The sequence below is a fragment of the Gelria sp. Kuro-4 genome, from assembly GCF_019668485.1.
Taxonomy (GTDB): Bacteria; Bacillota; DTU030; order DUMP01; family DUMP01; genus DUMP01.
This window is the reverse complement of record NZ_AP024619.1, coordinates 1-17,088: the sequence shown is the minus strand read 5'-3', so window position 1 is coordinate 17,088 and position 17,088 is coordinate 1. Positions and strand designations below refer to the sequence as shown.

Sequence of the window (17,088 nt, the reverse complement as noted above, 5' to 3'; positions counted from 1 at the left end):
GGGGGGAATCCTATGACGGCGCTGATTCTCTTCGGGGTTTTCTTTGTGTGCCTCATTCTTGGTGTGCCTATCGCGGTCGGACTGGGGATTGCAACTCTACTGGCCCTCTTTCAGGCGGGGGTGCCCGCATCGGTGTTACCACAGCGAATGTTCCTGGCCGTGGATTCATTCCCTTTCATGGCGATTCCTTTCTTTATGCTGGCCGGCAGCATCATGGAGAAGGGCGGTATCTCACGACGCCTGGTGGATTTTGCCAATGAGCTCCTCGGTCCTATCCGAGGCGGCTTGGCGATGGCCACAAGTCTGGCCTGCGCCTTCTTTGCCGCTCTCTCCGGATCCGGTCCCGGCACTGTGGCCGCCATCGGTTCGGTGATGTACCCGCAGATGGTGAAGCAGGAGTACGACCCCGGCTTCGCAGCGGGTCTCATAGCGGCTGCCGGCGGCCTCGGCCCGATCATTCCACCCAGCATCCTTATGGTGACATTCGGAGTGGTGACGGAGAGCTCCATCGGCGATCTCTTTCTCGGCGGCGTCGGGGTAGGGGTGGTGCTGCTCATCTGCCTGCTGGGCATCACGTACCTTCTTTCCGTAAAAGCCGGCTACCGCGGGGCGCGTGATTCCTGGTCCGGCCAGCGCATTGTGCAGTCCTTCTGGTCGGCACTGCCGGCTCTCGGAATGCCTGCCCTTATCTTGGGAGGTATTTACGGAGGGTTTTTCACGCCTACGGAGGCTGCCGCGGTATCGGTGGTTTACGCCCTGGTTGTAAGTCTTTGCGTGTACCGCGAAGTCAAACTGCAGGACCTGGTGGAAGGGATCAATAATGCGGCGGTGGCGGCCAGCGTAGTGCTCTTCATCATGGGGACCTCGGCCGGTTTCAGCTGGCTCTTTGCCTGGTCCGGCAGCTCGCGTGAGCTGGCTCGGTTCATCATTACAACGTTTCCCAGCCCGCTCGTGTATGTTATAGCCACAACCATCGTCATGCTCATCTTCGGGACCTTCATGGAAGGGAATGCCATTCTTCTTCTCCTGATGCCCATCCTCTATCCACCGGCAAAGGCCATGGGGATAGACCCCATCTACTATGGCTTGGTTGCGACTTTGGCGATGGTGATCGGCCTCATCACACCGCCTGTGGCTGTGAACATTTACACGGCACAGGGCGTCACCGGTTTACCCATGGAACGTGTGGTCAAGGGAATGATGCCCTTTTTCATCGCCATGTTGGTCGGGCTGGTAATCCTCATCTTCGTGCCGCAGACAGCCACCTTTATCCCGAGCATGCTTAAAGCGCGCTGAAGGTTGTTCTAAGGAGGGCTTATCATGGTCGGCAACGTGCATTATCAGTGGGAAAATCTCAAGATACCCGCCACCGAGCGAGTGCTCCGCCTCAAAGAACGGGTAGTGGCGGCCAAACCCAGCGTGTGCAGCGAACGTGCCCTAATCGTGACCAAGTCTTACCAGGAGACAGAGGGCGAACCCTATGTTTTGCGCCGGGCCAAGGCGCTGGCGGCGATTTTCTCCGGGATCACGGTAAAGATCAATCCCGAGGAACTCATTGTCGGCATGCTCGCCAGCACCCAGCGCGGCGGACCGATCTTTCCAGAAATGGGGATTTTCTGGCTAGAACGGGAGCTGGATCACATTCTGGAGACACGGAAACAAGACCCGTTTGTGGTCTCCGAGAAAGTAAAAGCCGATCTTCGTGGCATCTTTGACTACTGGCGCGGCCGGAACCTTTACGAGCACGTTTGGGGTGCACTGCCCGAAGACGTACGGGAAGCCCGGCGGAACTACGTCTTTACCGTTGATCTACACGAGCGCGGCGGGCTGGGGCACATACTTCCCGATGTCCCTAAAGTGCTGCGCGTTGGTTTCAGAGGGATAAAAGCCGAAGCCGAAGCGAAGATGGCCCAAGCGAACCGGGGCATACTCGAGGAGTACCAAAAGTACCTGTTCTGGCAGGCGATTTGCATCGTCTGTGATGGTATCATCACCTTCGCCGAGCGGTACGCCGCCGAGGCAGAGCGGTTGGCTGAGTGCGAGACGGATGCCCAGAGGAGAGCCGAGCTCCTGCAAATCGCCGAGGTGTGCAGGCGAGTGCCCGCCGGACCGGCCACGACTTTCTGGGAGGCCCTGCAGGCGCAGTGGTTCGTGCAGCTGGCGATCCAGCTTGAGGCGAACGGCAACGCCGTCTCGCCGGGGCGGGCGGATCAGTACTGGTACCCTTACCTGCAGGCCGATTTGGATGCCGGGCGCCTCACCATGGTACAGGCGCAGGAGTTGCTTGATTGCCTCTGGGTTAAGTACAACGAGATCGTTAAGGTGTGGGACGAAGAGGCGACTTTCGTGCACGCCGGGTTCCCGATGACACAAAACCTCACCATCGGGGGGATCACGCGCAAAGGCGACGACGCCACCAACCTGCTCACTTTCATGTGCCTGAATGCGCAGGAGCATATCCACCTCACCCAGCCCCACCTGAGCCTCAGGGTGCATGAGGGCACACCGGAGAGCCTCTTGACGCGGGCGGCGGAAGTCATCCGGACGGGCGGCGGGATTCCACAGCTCGTGAGCGACAACGTTTACATTCCGTCCCTCCTCATTCGAGGAGTGGAGCTCGAAGATGCCCGCGATTACGCCTGCATCGGTTGTGTGGAGGTCGGCACCATCGGTCTGTGGGGGCGGAACAACGGTGGGTACTTTAACCTGGCGAAGGTGCTGGAGCTGGCCCTCAACAACGGCGTTGACCGTATTACAGGCAAGCAGGTCGGGCTTAAGACGGGGGATCCACGGGAGTTCAAGTCGATAGATGATGTCTTCGCCGCTTATAAGAAACAGCTGGACCATTTTGTGGACCTGCTCGCCATCGAAGACAACGTACTCGATATGGTCCATGGTCAGATAATGCCGCATATCTTTATCGACTCAGTGGAACCCGGTTGCATCGAGAGCGGCAAGGACGTGTCGCTGGGTGGCGCCAAGTACAATTGGTGCGGCCCGCTCGGCGTGGGCGTGGCCAATGTGGGTGATTCGCTGGCCGCCATTAAGAAGGTTGTCTTTGACGATAAGAAGGTGAGCATGGATGAGTTGATTGCCTGCCTGGACAGCGACTTCAAGGGCGAACGGGGTACGGAAGTCCGGGAGCTCTTGCTCCATGCCCCCAAGTACGGCAACGATGACGACTACGTGGACTACTGGGTGCGCGAGGCCACCAATGCGTTCTTTGCAGCGGTGGAACGCCAGAAGACATCGCGCGGCGGCAACTTCGTACCCGGGCTGTTCTCGCTATCCGTAAGCCTACCCTTTGGTTGGCATACGGGAGCACTTCCGGACGGGCGCCCGGCGAACCGCCCGCTGGCGGACGGCATCTCGCCCAGTCATGGGATGGACGTGAAAGGCCCGACCGCCGTGATGAAGTCGGTGGCCAAGCTGGATCACGTGCATCTTACCCAGGGTGCGATTTTGAACGTGAAGTTCACTCCCAGTGCCCTGGAGGGCGAGAACAACCTGCGGAAATTCGTGCAGCTTTGCCGTACCTACCTCAACAAGCTCTGCGGCCTGCACGTGCAGTTCAACGTAGTGTCGGCTGAAACCCTGCGCAGAGCCCAGGCGCATCCGGAACGGTATCAGGATCTGGTGATCCGGGTTACGGGTTACAGCGCCAAGTTTATTGAGCTGAGCCGGGAGATGCAGGACGATATCATCGACCGCACGGAGCATGCGGCCGTTTAAAAGGGGAGTAACAAGGTGGATCCTGGCAAGGTAGAGGGCGTTGTCTTCAATATTCAGCGCTACAGCACCCAAGATGGCCCTGGGATCCGTACGGTGGTATTTCTGAAAGGTTGTCCCCTCCGCTGCGCCTGGTGCAGCAACCCGGAATCTCAGGAAGCTCGTCCGCAGCTCCTCTACTTCCGCAGCAATTGCCGGCTCTGCCGGCGCTGTGTGACTGTGTGCCCCGCGCAGGCCCTCACCGGAGAGGCGGATGGCATCGTGCTCGACCGGGAACGGTGCCGGGCGTGCGGGCGCTGCGCAAGCCAGTGCGTCAGCGGCGGCCTGCGGTTTACAGGGTATTACACCACGGTCGAAGAGGTTATGGCCGAAGTCGCTCAAGACCTCGCCTTCTACCGCGAGTCCGGTGGCGGGCTCACCCTCTCCGGGGGTGAACCCACCCGCCAACCGGAGTTTGCGTGCGAGCTTCTCAAGTGGGCGCATCGCCGCTTGGGAGTGGATACCGTGATAGAGACGTGCGGCCTCCAGGAGACAGAGGCGTTCCTTTCTGTCCTTGAGCACACCGACCTGGTCTACTTTGACCTTAAGCACATGCGGGACGACATGCACCGCCGATTTACCGGCGCCGGTAATGCCCTTATTCTGCACAACGCGCAAGTGGCGCTGGGCAGTGGGAAAAAGGTGGTGTTCCATCTCCCCATCATCCCCGGCTGGAACGACGACGAAGCTAACATTCTGGCCACGGCGCGCTTCATCAGGGAGAATGGTGGATCTGAACTGGAGCTTCTCCCCTATCACGCGCTGGGGGCGGCGAAACACCGGGCGCTGGGGCGCACCTACGAATTGGAGGCGGTGAAACCACCTTCAGCGGAGCGCATGCGTGAACTGGCCGACCTGGCCGCCGGCGCGGGGATCAACGTGAGTGTCGGCGGGTGAGAGGGAGGAGGGAGCGGAGTGAGGTTCAACATTCTCGTCATAGACCCGGCGGACAATGTCGGTGTAGCCCTCACCGACCTTAAGGCCGGCGACCAGGCGCTGCTGCGGTCGCATGACCGCTTGGTTCCCATAGGGATTAGGGAAGCCATTCCCTTCGGACACAAAGTGGCGGTGCGGGACCTGGCTGCCGGGGAAAACGTGGTGAAGTACGGCCAGGTAATGGGCCGCACCACCGCCCCAATAGCCGTCGGCCAGCATGTACACGTGCACAACATCGAGGGCCTGCGGGGGCGCGGTGACATCAGCACGGGAAAGAGGGAAGAGAGATGAAGTTCTCTGGTTATCGGCGCCCCGACGGCAGTGTAGGCATCCGTAACCATCTGCTGGTGATACCCAGTGTTGTCTGCGCCAACAACACGGCCGCGGCCATTGCCAATCAGGTGCCGGGGGCGGTGGCCATAACCCACCAGCACGGTTGCGCACAGCTGGGGGCCGATGCCGAGCAGACGCGCCGCACGCTCGTTGGGATGGGTCTCAATCCCAACGTGGCGGCGGTGGTAGTGGTGGGCCTAGGGTGCGAGACCAACGAAGCTGAGAAGCTGGCGGCGGCAATCGGCAAGAGCGGCAAGCCGGTAGGCCTGGTGGCCATTCAGGCGAGCGGAGGTGCCATCAAGGCCATCGCCCGGGGGGTGGAACTGGCTCGCGCCATGAGCGAAGAAATCTCACAGCTGAAGCCCGAGGAGTGCGATCTGAGCGAAGTAACGGTGGCGCTGGAGTGCGGGGGGTCCGACACCACGTCCGGGGTGGCGGCAAACCCGGCGGTGGGGCTGGTGAGTGACCGGCTGGTGGATGCGGGTGCCACGGTGATTTTATCGGAGACCTCGGAGCTCATTGGCGCCGAGCACCTTTTGGCGGCACGCGCCGCCGCGCCGGAGGTGGCCGCCCGACTCTTGGAGTTTGTGCAGGGCATGGAGGAAGGGACGGCCCGCATGGGTGTTGATATTCGCGGGGCAAACCCCACCCCCGGCAACATTGCGGGAGGCCTGTCCACTATTGAAGAGAAGTCGCTGGGCTGCGTGCACAAGGCAGGGAGTAGGGAAGTGGTGGAGGCGGTAGCCTATGCCGAACGCCCTTCCAGGCACGGCCTGGTGGTGATGGATACGCCCGGCCACGACATTGAGTCCATCACCGGGATGGTGGCCGGCGGCGCACAGCTGGTGATTTTCACCACCGGCCGCGGTACGCCGACCGGCTGCCCGGTGGCGCCGGTGATTAAGGTCACGGGCAATCCCGCCACCTACGCGAACATGGCCGACAACATCGACATCAATGCCGGGACGGTTATAACGGGCGAACAAACGCTGGAAGAAGTAGCGGAGACGATTTGGCGGGTAATGCTCGCCTGCCTGGCCGGCAGGCGGACAAAGGCGGAAACCCTTGGGTTTTGGGACTTCGCCATCAATCGAATCGGACCCACGATGTAAGACGGAGCGAAGAGGTGAAGGAAGTGGCGGATTTCGATCTCCTGTACGGGCTAACTACAGTGAAAGTCAGCCTGCCTTTGCACCAGGTGGCCTGGGTGGTATCGCCGCGCCGGCTGGAGCCTGTACAGGATGTGATGGCGGAGGTACGCCGTGCGCTGGCGCAGCCGATCGGGAGTCCTGATTTGGCGACGCTGGTGCGGCAAAGGGGTAAGAAAACGGTGATCCTGGTGGACGACTACACCCGAGCTACGCCGGCAGCGGCGGTTCTCCGCCCCCTGCTGGCGGAATTGAATGCAGCCGGCGTGGCGGATGAGGACATCACCCTGCTTACCGCCTTGGGTACACACAGGGCTATGACCGAAACCGAGTGCGCCGAGCGTTACGGGGCGGATGTAGTCCGGCGGGTACGGGTGGTAAACCACGATTGGCAAGACCAGGCGAACCTTGTAGAGCTGGGCCGAACCAAAAGCGGGATCCCCATCGTTCTCAACCGGCGTTTTCTCGAAGCCGAGCTTAAAATCGCCACCGGGAATATCATTCCGCACATCTACGCCGGCTGGAGCGGCGGTGCCAAGGCGGTACAGCCCGGTATTTCGGGCGGGGCCACCACTGCCATGACGCATGTGATCGCCGCATTGAACTGCACAGAAATCCTAGGGGCTGCCGAAAACCCTGTTCGACGCGAAATGGAAGACATCGCCCGGCAGGCCGGGCTGGATTTTATCGTCAACACCGTCCTCAACACGGACGGCAGTATCGTGCGCGTGGTGGCCGGTGACGTGGTCGCCGCCCATCGCGAGGGAGTGGAATGGAGCAAGAAAGTCTACGCGGCGCGTGTCGACCGACGGCCGGATATTGTGCTGGTGAGCGCGAACCCTTCGTACTTTGATTTCTGGCAGGCGACCAAGCCCATTACTGTGGCGACGTGCTTCGTGAAACCGGGGGGAACCATAGTAGCCGTTACTCCATGTACCGAGGGAGTGGTGCCGGACCACGAGGAGATGCTGACTTGGGGTGCCATGGGTGTCAAAGAGGTTCACGAGCTTCTCCGGAGCGGCCGGATTAAGGATGGAGTGGCTGCGGCCGTGCACATGACACTCTCCGCCTGCCGGGAACGGGCACACGTAATTGTGGTGAGCGAACCGTGTTGGGAGCCCGGCATCCGTAGGCTGGGCTTCGACTTCGCGGGCAGTGTGGAAAATGCGCTGCTTATGGCTTTTGAGCGTGAAGGAGGTGACGCTTCGGTAGGTGTTCTGACCCATGGGGCGGATTCTACGCCGGAACGGTAGAGAGGGCAGGAATCTCTGGAAGGAAAGTCTAATTAGGTATGTTAAAAGGGTAGTTGGTGAAGGTGAGAACGATGCTACGGCCGGTACAGAAGCGAACGGTGGCGGAAGAGATAATCGACCAAATAAAGGGCTTGGTGCGCGAAGGCACGCTTAAGCCGGGCGACCGGTTACCTGCGGAACGCGAACTGGCCGAGCAACTGTCGGTGAGCCGTGCGAGCGTCCGTGAAGCTGTGCGTGCGCTCAGTTTGATGGGCCTGGTGGCGGTGCGCCCTGGAGAAGGCACTTTTCTTAACGAGGACGTTGGGACTGTGTTCCGCGGATCAGTCAGCGCTAAGCTGCTGATGAAAAAGAGTCAGATCATTGAACTGTGCGAGGCGCGCCGTTTGCTGGAAGTGGCGCTTGTACGGCTGGCGGCTAAACGGGCCACCTCCGATGATCTGACGGACCTGCGGCACTGCCTGTTCCGCATGGAGCAATCACTGGGCACGCATCAGGTGTTCATCCGCGAAGACTATGCCTTCCACCTCATGGTAGCTAAGGCCGCCAAGAATGACATCATGGCCGACGTGCTCGAAACCGTGCGCGATCTGCTTATGGAAGTGCAAAGAAAGGTAGTGGCCGTAGCGGGGGCTCCCCAGCGCTCTTTCCAATTTCACAAGGCGGTCTACGAGGCCCTGGTCCGTCAGGACGGCGAGGGCGCTGCTGCTGCAATGGAGAAGCACCTACAGGACGTGCAAGAAGTGGTGCTGGCTGTGTATGAACGTTCAGAGACCGGTAGGACCGACTGAGACTGCTAGGGAGGTTGCTATACATGAGTGAACCCTGGAAGACCGACCGCTGGTTTGTCAGCCCGTGGAACTATCTTCCCGAAGTGACCGCCGGCCTTAACTTTAAAAAGCAGATTAAGATTCACGACGTCACCCTGCGCGATGGGGAACAGCAGGCGGGCCTGGTTTTCTCTAAAGATCAGAAAGTAGCTCTGGCTGAAAAGCTGGCGGAGATGGGTGTGCACCGGATTGAAGCGGGTATGCCGGCTGTGTCCGCATCGGACGCCGCCGCCGTCACCGAGATTGTCAAGCGCAACCTGCCGGCGGAGATCTTCGCCTTCTGCCGCTGCATGAAGGACGATGTGGCCCGCGCGGTGGACTGTGGTGTCAAGAACATCGTCATTGAGATTCCGTCCAGCGAGCATCTTATCAGGGAGGCTTATCGTTGGCCGCTGGAGAAGGCCGTAGAGCTCTCCATTGAAGCTACGCAGTTTGCCAAAGAGAACGGCCTTTACACGGTTTACTTCCCCATTGATGCCAGCCGCGCCGATATCAACTGGTTCCTTGATCTGATCGAGAAGATTTCCACCGAAGGGCACATGGACGCGCTTGTGTTGGTGGACACCTTCGGCGGTATTTCGCCGCACGCTGTGCCCTGGCTGGTGAGGAAGGTCAAAGAGCGGATTGCCAAGCCGATAGAGGTGCACTTCCACGACGATTTCGGGATGGGGGCGGCGAACACCCTGATGGCCCTGGCGGCGGGGGCGGATGTGGCCCATACCACCGTTGCCGGTACAGGTGAGCGGGCGGGCAATGCTCCTTACGAGCCGCTGGTTCTGTCGCTCCTCACCATGTACGGCGTGGACCTGGGGATTAAGACAGAAAAAATGTACCCGTTGGCCAAGTACCTGCGCGAAATTGCGCACATGCCGCTGAGGCCCAACCATCCTATCATCGGTGATACCATCGGACAGATTGAATCCGGGATTGTAGCCGGTTGGTATGAGAACTGTGGTTTGGAGTTACCGACGGAGATTGCCCCTTTCAGAGCGGATCTGGTCGGCCAGAACCGAACCGAGGTTGTGCTGGGGAAGAATTCCGGCGTTCCGAATATCAACCTTGCCCTGGCAGCGCTCGGCAGGACAGCCACGGAAGAGGAAAAACGCGGACTGGTGGAGCGTGTCAAGGCCAAGTCGTTTGAGAAGGGTGGGCTCCTCAGCCTGGAGGAGTTTGCCGACCTGCTTTAAGAAGCGTACAAAGAAAGCCGGCGCGACGGGAGCAGTACCCGGCTCACGTTCGCCGGCTTTTTTGTTAACCGGGCCAGGAAAACATTGCTATTATTTTTTGCAATTTGCGGGTATACTTAAGAGGAAATCGGACGAACTCTGTAGAATGCTACTTCCAGACTAAGACTGGCCGGCCGGGAGACCGGGCCAGAGGTTTTCCTTTGTAAGGAGGCAAGAACATGGCAAAGAAGAAGTTTGAGCGGACCAAACCCCACGTGAACATCGGCACCATCGGCCACGTCGACCACGGCAAGACCACCCTCACCGCGGCCATCACCAAAGTGCTGGCCAACGCCGGCCTGTCGGACTTCGTTCCCTTCGACCAGATCGACAAGGCGCCGGAAGAGCGGGCGCGGGGCATCACCATCGCCACCGCCCACGTGGAGTACCAAACCGAAAAGCGGCACTACGCCCACGTCGACTGCCCCGGCCACGCCGACTACGTCAAGAACATGATCACCGGCGCAGCCCAGATGGACGGCGCCATCCTGGTGGTCTCCGCCGCCGACGGCCCCATGCCGCAGACCCGTGAGCACATTCTGCTGGCGCGGCAGGTGGGCGTGCCCTACATCGTAGTCTTTCTCAACAAAGCCGACATGGTGGACGACCCCGAGCTCATGGAGCTCGTCGAGATGGAAGTCAGAGAGCTTCTCTCCCAGTACGAGTTTCCCGGCGACGAGATCCCCATCATCCCCGGCTCCGCCCTCAAGGCCCTCGAGTGCGGCTGCGGCAAGCGCGACTGCCCGAACTGCGGCCCCATCTGGAAACTCATGGACGCCGTGGACGAATACGTGCCCACCCCGGACCGCGACACCGACAAGCCCTTCCTCATGCCCATAGAAGACGTGTTCACCATCACCGGCCGCGGCACCGTGGTCACCGGCCGTGTCGAGCGCGGCAAAGTGAAGGTGGGCGACGAAGTCGAGCTGGTGGGGCTGGCCCCCGAGAAGAAAAAGAGCGTCGTCACCGGCGTCGAGATGTTTAGAAAGACCCTGGACGAAGGCGTCGCCGGCGACAACATCGGCGTGCTGCTCCGGGGCATCGACCGCAAGGAAGTCGAGCGCGGCATGGTGCTTTCCAAGCCCGGCAGCATTCACCCGCACACCAAGTTCAAAGGGCAGGTGTACGTTCTCACCAAAGAAGAAGGCGGGCGGCACACCCCGTTCTTCAACGGCTACCGGCCGCAGTTCTACTTCCGCACCACCGACGTCACCGGCAACATCAAGCTGCCTGAGGGCGTCGAGATGGTCATGCCCGGCGATAACGTGGTGATGGACATCGAGCTTATCACCCCCATCGCCATCGAGAACGGGCTGCGCTTCGCCATCCGCGAGGGCGGCCGCACCGTGGGCGCCGGCGTGGTGGCCGAGATCTTCGAATAAACCTGGGGAGCTTCCCCATCCCCGGGAGGCGCGGGCCGTTCGCTTGACTCCGCTTAAGCGGTACATGCAGCGCGAAACGCCCAGGCTGGTTGACAAATAGCGTACATCTGTGATAGATTGGATTAGTGACGGTTAAGGGGCAAGAGTCCCGGGGAGGTGTTGAAGCGTGCGCGTGACAGTAACCCTGGCTTGCACCGACTGCAAGCAGCGTAACTATACCACCACGAAGAACAAAAAGACCATGTCCGGCCGCATGGAGCTTAAGAAGTACTGCCCTACCTGCAAGCACCACACACTGCATCGAGAAACCAAGTAGCTTCGGGCCGCGTGGCCCCGGAAGGTGTGAGACTATGGCTGAAGCCGCAACAGGAAAGGTAACTGCCTGGGGCCAGCGCATGGCCCGTTTCTTTCGTGAGGTGCGTGCCGAGCTGGGCAAGGTAATCTGGCCCAACCGCTCGGAAATCGTTACCTACACCGGCGTGGTGATTGTCTCTGTGCTTCTCGTTTCTGCTCTCATCTGGGTGGTGGATTCGGCCATCTCCCAGTTGCTCCTCTTGATAATCAAGTAGCGGGCTCCGGGGGTGGGATATATTGGCTGTCAATGCCCAGAGCGTTGAGCGCAAGTGGTACGTGGTGCACACGTACTCCGGTTATGAGAACAAAGTAAAGACCAACCTCGAAAAGCGCGTCGAGTCCATGGGGATGCAGGACAAAATCTTCCGCGTCCTGGTGCCTATGGAAGACGAAATCGAGGTAAAAGACGGCAAGAAAAAGCTCACCAAGAAAAAAGTTTTCCCGGGCTACGTCCTGGTGGAAATGATCATGGGCGACGACTCCTGGTACGTGGTGCGCAACACGCCGGGGGTAACCGGCTTCGTCGGGCCGGGGTCCAAGCCCGTGCCGCTCAGGGACTACGAGGCCCACACCATCCTCCGGCAGATGGGGATCGAAGAAGCCCGGCCCCGTGTGGAGCTGAGGCCGGGCGAAAGCGTGCGCGTCACGAGCGGCCCCTTCGAGAGCTTTGTCGGCACGGTGGAAGAGGTCTACCCGGACAAGGGTAAGGCCAAGGTGCGTATTTCCCTTTTTGGGCGCGACACCCCCCTCGAGCTGGACTTTGTGCAGCTGAAGAAGATGTGACCGAACAGGGTTAGGAGGTGTTACCGTTGGCAAAAAAAGTTATGGCTATAGTTAAGCTGCAAATCCCCGCCGGCAAGGCCACCCCGGCGCCGCCGGTCGGCCCGGCCCTCGGCCAGCACGGCGTGAACATTATGGCCTTCGTGAAGGAGTTCAACGCCCGGACGGCCAACCAGGTAGGGATGATCATCCCGGCCGAGATCACCATTTACGAGGACCGCTCCTTCACCTTCGTCTGCAAGACCCCGCCGGCGGCGGTGCTCCTTAAGAAGGCGGCCGGTCTGGAGAGCGGCTCCGGCGAGCCGAACCGTAAGAAGGTTGGCAAGGTGAGCGAGGCCAAGGTCCGCGAGATCGCCGAACTCAAGATGCAGGATCTCAATGCTGCCAGCGTCGAGGCGGCCATGCGCATGATCGCCGGCACCGCGCGCAGCATGGGTATCGAAGTTGTAAAGTAGAGGCGCGCTTCAGCGCCCAGTGGGAGGAGCAATCCGCTAACACCACAAGGAGGAATGCCCAATGAAACACGGCAAGCGCTACCGCGCCGCCGCCGCCCTTATTGAAAAGGGACGTCAGTACGAGGCCGCTGAAGCCTTTGACATCCTCAAACAGTTCCAACCCGCCAAGTTTGACGAGACAGTGGAAGTCGCCGTCCGCCTGGGTGTCGATCCCCGCCACGCGGACCAGCAAGTCCGCGGCGCTGTGGTTCTACCCAACGGTACGGGCAAAAAGGTACGTGTCCTCGTCTTCGCCAAGGGCGAAAAGGCCAAGGAAGCTGAGGAGGCCGGCGCCTACATGGTGGGGGCCGAGGAGATCGCCGAGAAAATCCAGGGCGGCTGGACGGATTTCGACGTGGCCGTTGCCACCCCGGACATGATGGGTGTGGTGGGCAAACTGGGCCGCATTCTGGGCCCCAAGGGCCTGATGCCGAACCCCAAAGCCGGCACTGTTACCATGGACGTCGGCCAGGCGGTAAAGGACATCCAGCGCGGTAAGGTGGAGTACCGCGTGGACAAAACCAGTATCGTGCACGTGCCCATCGGGAAGCTTTCCTTCACCAAGGAGCAGCTCGTCGAAAACTACAACGCCCTTATGGATGCCATCATCCGCGCCAAGCCCGCGGCGGCGAAGGGCCAGTACGTCAGGAGCGTCTCGCTCTCGACCAGCATGGGCCCCGGCATCCGCATCAACCCGCTGCGGCCGCTGGCCCCGGTAAAGGAGTAGCGGCCCGGCCAACCGAATAATCCTGTTGAGCCGTAGACAGCAGGTGCTTAAGCTTAATGGCGCATGCCGCCTGCCGAGGTGAAGACGGACCCCTTGGTGAGTAGAAGGGGCCTTCCGGTCTATGGCGGAAGGCCCCTTCTTCCATTACCCCGGGGAGGGAGGTGAATTCATGGCGCGACCGGAAAAAGAGGCAACCGTGGCCGAGCTTAAGGAAAAGTTCAGCCGCGCCCAGGCTGTGGTGCTCACCAATTACCGCGGCCTCACCGTTGCCGAGATGACCGAGCTGAGGAAGAAGCTGCGCGAAGCCGGGCTGGAGTACAAGGTGGCCAAGAACACCCTTACCCGCCTGGCGGTCCAGGACTTTGTGGGCGGCGGGCTCGATGCGTATCTCCCCGGACCCACCGGCCTGGCCTTTTCCTACAACGACCCGGTGGCTCCGGCAAAAATCCTGAGCGACTTCGCGAAGACGCACAAGGCCTTGGAGATAAAGGCCGGTGTACTTGAGAACAAGGTGATCGACGCCGCCGGCGTTAAAGCCCTGGCGGAACTCCCGCCGCGCGAGGTGCTCATTGCCCAGCTCCTGGGTGTGCTGCAGGGCCCCATCCGTGGTTTGGTCACGGTGCTCAGCGGCCCGCAGCGTAACCTGGTTTACGCGCTGGATGCCGTTCGCAGGCAAAAAGAAGCCGCGGCCGGCTAGCAGCCGCCCGGCGCCGTGCTGCAGCGCGCCCGCTTACCCCGCAAATTCGCTTGAAAAACAAGGAGGGTACCGACGTGACGAAAGAAGAACTCATTGAGGCCATCAAAGGCATGACCGTGCTCGAGCTTTCCGAACTCGTCAAGGCCCTGGAAGAGGAATTCGGCGTTTCCGCTGCCGCTCCCGTAGCCGTCGCCGCCGCTCCGGCAGCCGGCGGTGCTGCCGCTGCTGCGCCGGCGGAAGAGGAGAAGACCGAGTTTGATGTCATCCTTAAGGCCGCCGGCGACAAGAAGATCCAGGTGATCAAGGTCGTGCGCGAGATCACCGGCCTCGGCCTCAAAGAGGCCAAGGACCTCGTAGACGGTGCACCCAAACCGGTTAAAGAGAAGGTCAGCAAGGAAGACGCCGAGGCCATCAAGGCCAAGCTCGCCGAAGCCGGCGCCGAAGTCGAAGTAAAGTAACCATTCTCCGTAAAGAGAAGCCCGGGAAGCCCGGGCTTTTTTCTTCGACCAGACAGTGGCAGTTTATGGTATACTGTAGCCAGCCGTCAGAGATTGGTGCTGCTTCTTCCTCACGAAGAAGCCGGCAGAGGAGGCTTTGCGCTGTGGACCTGCGTGATCTTAGGGTTGACCTTGTAAGATTGCTCCTCAGCTTATCGCACGGCCTGGATTTCACGCATGGCGGCCTTTTGAACCACCACCAGCATGTGGCCCTTATGGCCCTCGAGGTCGGTCGGGCTGCCGGCCTCACCCCGGAGGATCTGCTCCAGCTCTTTAAGGCTGCCATTATCCACGACGCCGGGGCCGTCACCTTCCGCGAAAAGCTGGCCCTGGCCCAGTTCGATGTGGAGAACCCCGCCGGTCACTGTCACCGCGGGGCCGAATTCGCCGCCGGCGTGCACAGCCTGGGCACTGCGCCGGCCATCATCCTTTCCCACCACGACCGCTGGCTGGGTGGCAACCCCTCCGGTTGCGCACAGGACCGCATCCCCCTGGCGGCCCGCATCATTCACCTGGTGGACCGGGTGGACGTGCTTCTCCGCCCCGGCGTTCCGGTGCTCGAGCAGCGCAGCGCTGTTTTAGAGCAGGTTCGCGCCGGCGCCGGCACCATCTTCGATCCGGACCTGGTCGCTCTTTTGGACGATCTGGCCGCGCGCGAGAGCTTTTGGCTGGACCTCGCTTCTCCCTGGCTGAGTGAGCACCTCTTACGACTTCTTCCTTCCCCGGCGTCCACCGCCGGCGGTACCGACCTCCTCGAGCTGGCCGGGCTTTTCGCCCGCGTGGTGGATGCCAAAAGCCACTTTACCTACACCCACTCGCGCGCTGTGGCTGCCGCCGCCTGCCGGCTCGGCCGGCAGGCGGGCCTTCCCCCGGAGCAGTGCGACCTACTTCAGGCGGCCGGGCTGCTGCACGACCTGGGCAAGGTTACCGTACCCGAGGACATCCTCGAGAAGCCGGGGAGACTTACCGCTGCCGAGTTCAACACCATCAAGCAGCACGCCTACTACACCTACTGGCTTCTCAAGCCCGTCCTCGCGGGTTGGCCCCTGGTTGAATGGGCGGCCTACCACCACGAACGCTTGGACGGCCAGGGCTACCCCTTTCGTAAGGCCGCGCCCGAGCTCGACCTGGGCGCCCGCATCGTTGCCGTGGCGGACGTTTTCACCGCCCTCAGTGAGGACCGTCCCTACCGCCCCGGCCTTCCCTGGACCGAAACGAAGCGCATCCTGGAGCACCAGGCCCGTTCGGGTGCCCTGGATCCGGATGTTGTTGGGATCCTGGCTGCCGACCCGGACCTTCCGGCTTCCTTCCTTGCCCGGTAAGCGCCGCCCGTGGAAAGGTGCGCGTGGCCCTTCCTACGCCGGCCGGCGTTTTCCACCCGTCCAATCAGCATTGCTCAGGTTTTCTCCGCGCTGAGGGGTCCCGTAACATCTGGTTCCACTGCCTGCAAATCCAGCTCCACGCCAGCGTTCCTCCCGGGTGCAACCCGCGTACCACCGGCAGATAGGGGTGGTGCGGGTTGCCCTTTATCACTTGCACCGCCCGCCCATCCGTCAGTTCTAGCAGCGCCCCCGGCCGCTGGTCATGGCGCATTTTCGCTGCTGCTGAACGAGGGTACACGGGCTGGCCTTGCTCGCACAAGTTAATCCTGAGTTGCACAATATGCAATACCAGGGTGCAAATCCCCGAAAAAGAAAAGGTGCAGGGAAAGAAAAAAGTAAAAAATCTATCGTGAGTGTGCAGGATTTTCATTATCGACGCCGAATAACTTATCTGTGCAAAGTGAGCAAACAAATTGCACAATATGCAAGGAGCGGATGAACTTGATCATCAAGGCCGTAGAGAAAGCCATTGACATACTGGATTGCTTTTCTACCGAAAAGCCCCTGCTCAGCGTTCAAGAGGTCAGCGAGCTTACAGGTCTTACACCCAGCACAGCGTCACGCATTCTAGCCACCCTGCGTAAGAAGAACTGCGTGGAAAAGGACGGCCTTAGCGGACGCTACCACCTGGGGGCCAGGGTCTACCGCTGGGGGCAGATGGCTGTCAGCCAGCTTAACCTGAACCAGGCAGCGCTGCCGGTTATGGAAGAACTCCGGGATGCCTGCGGCGAAGAAGTGGCGCTGTACGTTCTTCAAGGGGACGCACGGTTTTGCGTGGCCAAGGTGGAGAGCAAATTCAGCGTGGCCAAGACCAGCGTTACCGGCGTAGCTTTACCGCTGCACTGCGGGGCGGCCGGCAAGGTCCTCCTGGCTTACCTTCCCGAGTCCTTGCGCAAGCGTTTGCTGGAAAAACCGCTTGAGAAGTACACCCCGTTTACCATCACCGACCCCGAGCTACTGGAACGCAACCTGGCGGAAATCCGGCATGAGGGCTGCGCCTACAGCGTGAGCGAGCGCGAAGTAGGAGCTTATTCCATTGTCGCCCCGGTCCGGGATGCCCTCGGGCAGGTCGTCGCCAGTCTGGCCATCTCCGGGCCCCAATTCCGGTTGTCGGAAGAGAAGGTGGAAGTTTATAAAAAATTGGTCAAGGACGCCGCCCGGGCAATCTCCCGCAACTTAGGCTACCAGAAAGATTAACAGGCCAAGCGATTACTTTAGAGAGGGGCAATGGTTTTCAAAAAAACAGAATACCAGGATTGGTGCTGAAACAGGGAAGTTAAAGTA

18 protein-coding genes and 1 other annotated feature are annotated in these 17,088 nt (G+C 60.6%); all 18 genes read left to right on the top strand.

Annotated features, from left to right (window positions below; translation table 11 throughout):
- The first annotated feature begins 12 nt into the window (after positions 1-12).
- On the top strand, positions 13-1,296 hold the full coding sequence (locus K5554_RS00090) for a TRAP transporter large permease (RefSeq protein WP_221039147.1): 1,284 nt from the start codon (positions 13-15) through the stop codon (positions 1,294-1,296).
- Positions 1,297-1,320: 24 nt separating this feature from the next.
- Complete coding sequence (locus K5554_RS00085) at positions 1,321-3,732, top strand: glycyl radical protein (RefSeq protein WP_221039146.1); 2,412 nt, start codon at positions 1,321-1,323, stop codon at positions 3,730-3,732.
- 15 nt (positions 3,733-3,747) lie between these two features.
- Positions 3,748-4,665, top strand: a complete 918-nt coding sequence (locus K5554_RS00080; protein ID WP_221039145.1) for a glycyl-radical enzyme activating protein — start codon at positions 3,748-3,750, stop codon at positions 4,663-4,665.
- 18 nt (positions 4,666-4,683) lie between these two features.
- Positions 4,684-4,995, top strand: coding sequence for a UxaA family hydrolase (locus K5554_RS00075; RefSeq protein WP_221039144.1), 312 nt, complete (start codon positions 4,684-4,686; stop codon positions 4,993-4,995).
- Positions 4,992-6,149, top strand: a complete 1,158-nt coding sequence (locus tag K5554_RS00070; RefSeq protein ID WP_221039143.1) for a UxaA family hydrolase — start codon at positions 4,992-4,994, stop codon at positions 6,147-6,149. The genes K5554_RS00075 and K5554_RS00070 overlap by 4 nt, the downstream gene beginning before the upstream one ends.
- Before the next feature lie 23 nt (positions 6,150-6,172).
- Positions 6,173-7,438 carry a nickel-dependent lactate racemase gene (gene larA, locus K5554_RS00065; protein WP_221039142.1) on the top strand — a complete coding sequence of 422 codons (1,266 nt, stop codon included), beginning with the start codon at positions 6,173-6,175 and terminating at the stop codon, positions 7,436-7,438.
- A 71-nt stretch (positions 7,439-7,509) separates the two neighbouring features.
- Entirely contained in the window at positions 7,510-8,226 is a 717-nt protein-coding gene (locus K5554_RS00060) for a FadR/GntR family transcriptional regulator (RefSeq protein WP_221039141.1), read from the top strand.
- Positions 8,227-8,249: 23 nt separating this feature from the next.
- Entirely contained in the window at positions 8,250-9,452 is a 1,203-nt protein-coding gene (locus K5554_RS00055) for a LeuA family protein (RefSeq protein ID WP_221039140.1), read from the top strand.
- A gap of 218 nt (positions 9,453-9,670) precedes the next feature.
- The gene (gene tuf / locus K5554_RS00050) at positions 9,671-10,873 is read left to right on the top strand and encodes an elongation factor Tu (protein WP_221039139.1); all 1,203 of its coding nucleotides are present in this window, start codon (positions 9,671-9,673) and stop codon (positions 10,871-10,873) included.
- 166 nt (positions 10,874-11,039) lie between these two features.
- Positions 11,040-11,189 carry a 50S ribosomal protein L33 gene (gene rpmG / locus K5554_RS00045; protein ID WP_221039138.1) on the top strand — a complete coding sequence of 50 codons (150 nt, stop codon included), beginning with the start codon at positions 11,040-11,042 and terminating at the stop codon, positions 11,187-11,189.
- Positions 11,190-11,223: 34 nt separating this feature from the next.
- The gene (gene secE, locus K5554_RS00040; RefSeq protein WP_221039137.1) at positions 11,224-11,442 is read left to right on the top strand and encodes a preprotein translocase subunit SecE; all 219 of its coding nucleotides are present in this window, start codon (positions 11,224-11,226) and stop codon (positions 11,440-11,442) included.
- A gap of 22 nt (positions 11,443-11,464) precedes the next feature.
- Positions 11,465-12,010 (top strand): transcription termination/antitermination protein NusG, encoded by a 546-nt coding sequence (nusG, locus tag K5554_RS00035; RefSeq protein WP_221039136.1) that lies wholly within the window; start codon positions 11,465-11,467, stop codon positions 12,008-12,010.
- Positions 12,011-12,036: 26 nt separating this feature from the next.
- Positions 12,037-12,462 (top strand): 50S ribosomal protein L11, encoded by a 426-nt coding sequence (rplK, locus tag K5554_RS00030; protein ID WP_221039135.1) that lies wholly within the window; start codon positions 12,037-12,039, stop codon positions 12,460-12,462.
- Between the two features lie 61 nt (positions 12,463-12,523).
- Positions 12,524-13,228, top strand: coding sequence for a 50S ribosomal protein L1 (gene rplA / locus K5554_RS00025; RefSeq protein WP_221039134.1), 705 nt, complete (start codon positions 12,524-12,526; stop codon positions 13,226-13,228).
- Positions 13,229-13,240: 12 nt separating this feature from the next.
- Positions 13,241-13,379: a sequence feature (ribosomal protein L10 leader region), on the top strand.
- 18 nt (positions 13,380-13,397) lie between these two features.
- A complete protein-coding gene (gene rplJ / locus K5554_RS00020) occupies positions 13,398-13,925 on the top strand; it encodes a 50S ribosomal protein L10 (RefSeq protein WP_221039133.1) in 528 nt (175 codons plus the stop codon).
- Positions 13,926-13,999: 74 nt separating this feature from the next.
- The gene (gene rplL / locus K5554_RS00015) at positions 14,000-14,383 is read left to right on the top strand and encodes a 50S ribosomal protein L7/L12 (RefSeq protein WP_221039132.1); all 384 of its coding nucleotides are present in this window, start codon (positions 14,000-14,002) and stop codon (positions 14,381-14,383) included.
- 143 nt (positions 14,384-14,526) lie between these two features.
- Positions 14,527-15,744 carry an HD-GYP domain-containing protein gene (locus K5554_RS00010; protein ID WP_221039131.1) on the top strand — a complete coding sequence of 406 codons (1,218 nt, stop codon included), beginning with the start codon at positions 14,527-14,529 and terminating at the stop codon, positions 15,742-15,744.
- Between the two features lie 501 nt (positions 15,745-16,245).
- On the top strand, positions 16,246-17,001 hold the full coding sequence (locus tag K5554_RS00005) for an IclR family transcriptional regulator (protein ID WP_221039130.1): 756 nt from the start codon (positions 16,246-16,248) through the stop codon (positions 16,999-17,001).
- Positions 17,002-17,088 lie beyond the last annotated feature (87 nt).

Bases quoted from the DNA above. Each gene is read 5' to 3' on its own strand.
- secE (WP_221039137.1), top strand. From the start codon at position 11,224: ATGGCTGAAGCCGCAACAGGAAAGGTAACTGCCTGGGGCCAGCGCATG.
- K5554_RS00070 (WP_221039143.1), top strand. From the start codon at position 4,992: ATGAAGTTCTCTGGTTATCGGCGCCCCGACGGCAGTGTAGGCATCCGT.
- tuf (WP_221039139.1), top strand. From the start codon at position 9,671: ATGGCAAAGAAGAAGTTTGAGCGGACCAAACCCCACGTGAACATCGGC.
- K5554_RS00085 (WP_221039146.1), top strand. From the start codon at position 1,321: ATGGTCGGCAACGTGCATTATCAGTGGGAAAATCTCAAGATACCCGCC.
- K5554_RS00055 (WP_221039140.1), top strand. From the start codon at position 8,250: ATGAGTGAACCCTGGAAGACCGACCGCTGGTTTGTCAGCCCGTGGAAC.
- rplA (WP_221039134.1), top strand. From the start codon at position 12,524: ATGAAACACGGCAAGCGCTACCGCGCCGCCGCCGCCCTTATTGAAAAG.
- rplJ (WP_221039133.1), top strand. From the start codon at position 13,398: ATGGCGCGACCGGAAAAAGAGGCAACCGTGGCCGAGCTTAAGGAAAAG.
- K5554_RS00060 (WP_221039141.1), top strand. From the start codon at position 7,510: ATGCTACGGCCGGTACAGAAGCGAACGGTGGCGGAAGAGATAATCGAC.
- K5554_RS00090 (WP_221039147.1), top strand. From the start codon at position 13: ATGACGGCGCTGATTCTCTTCGGGGTTTTCTTTGTGTGCCTCATTCTT.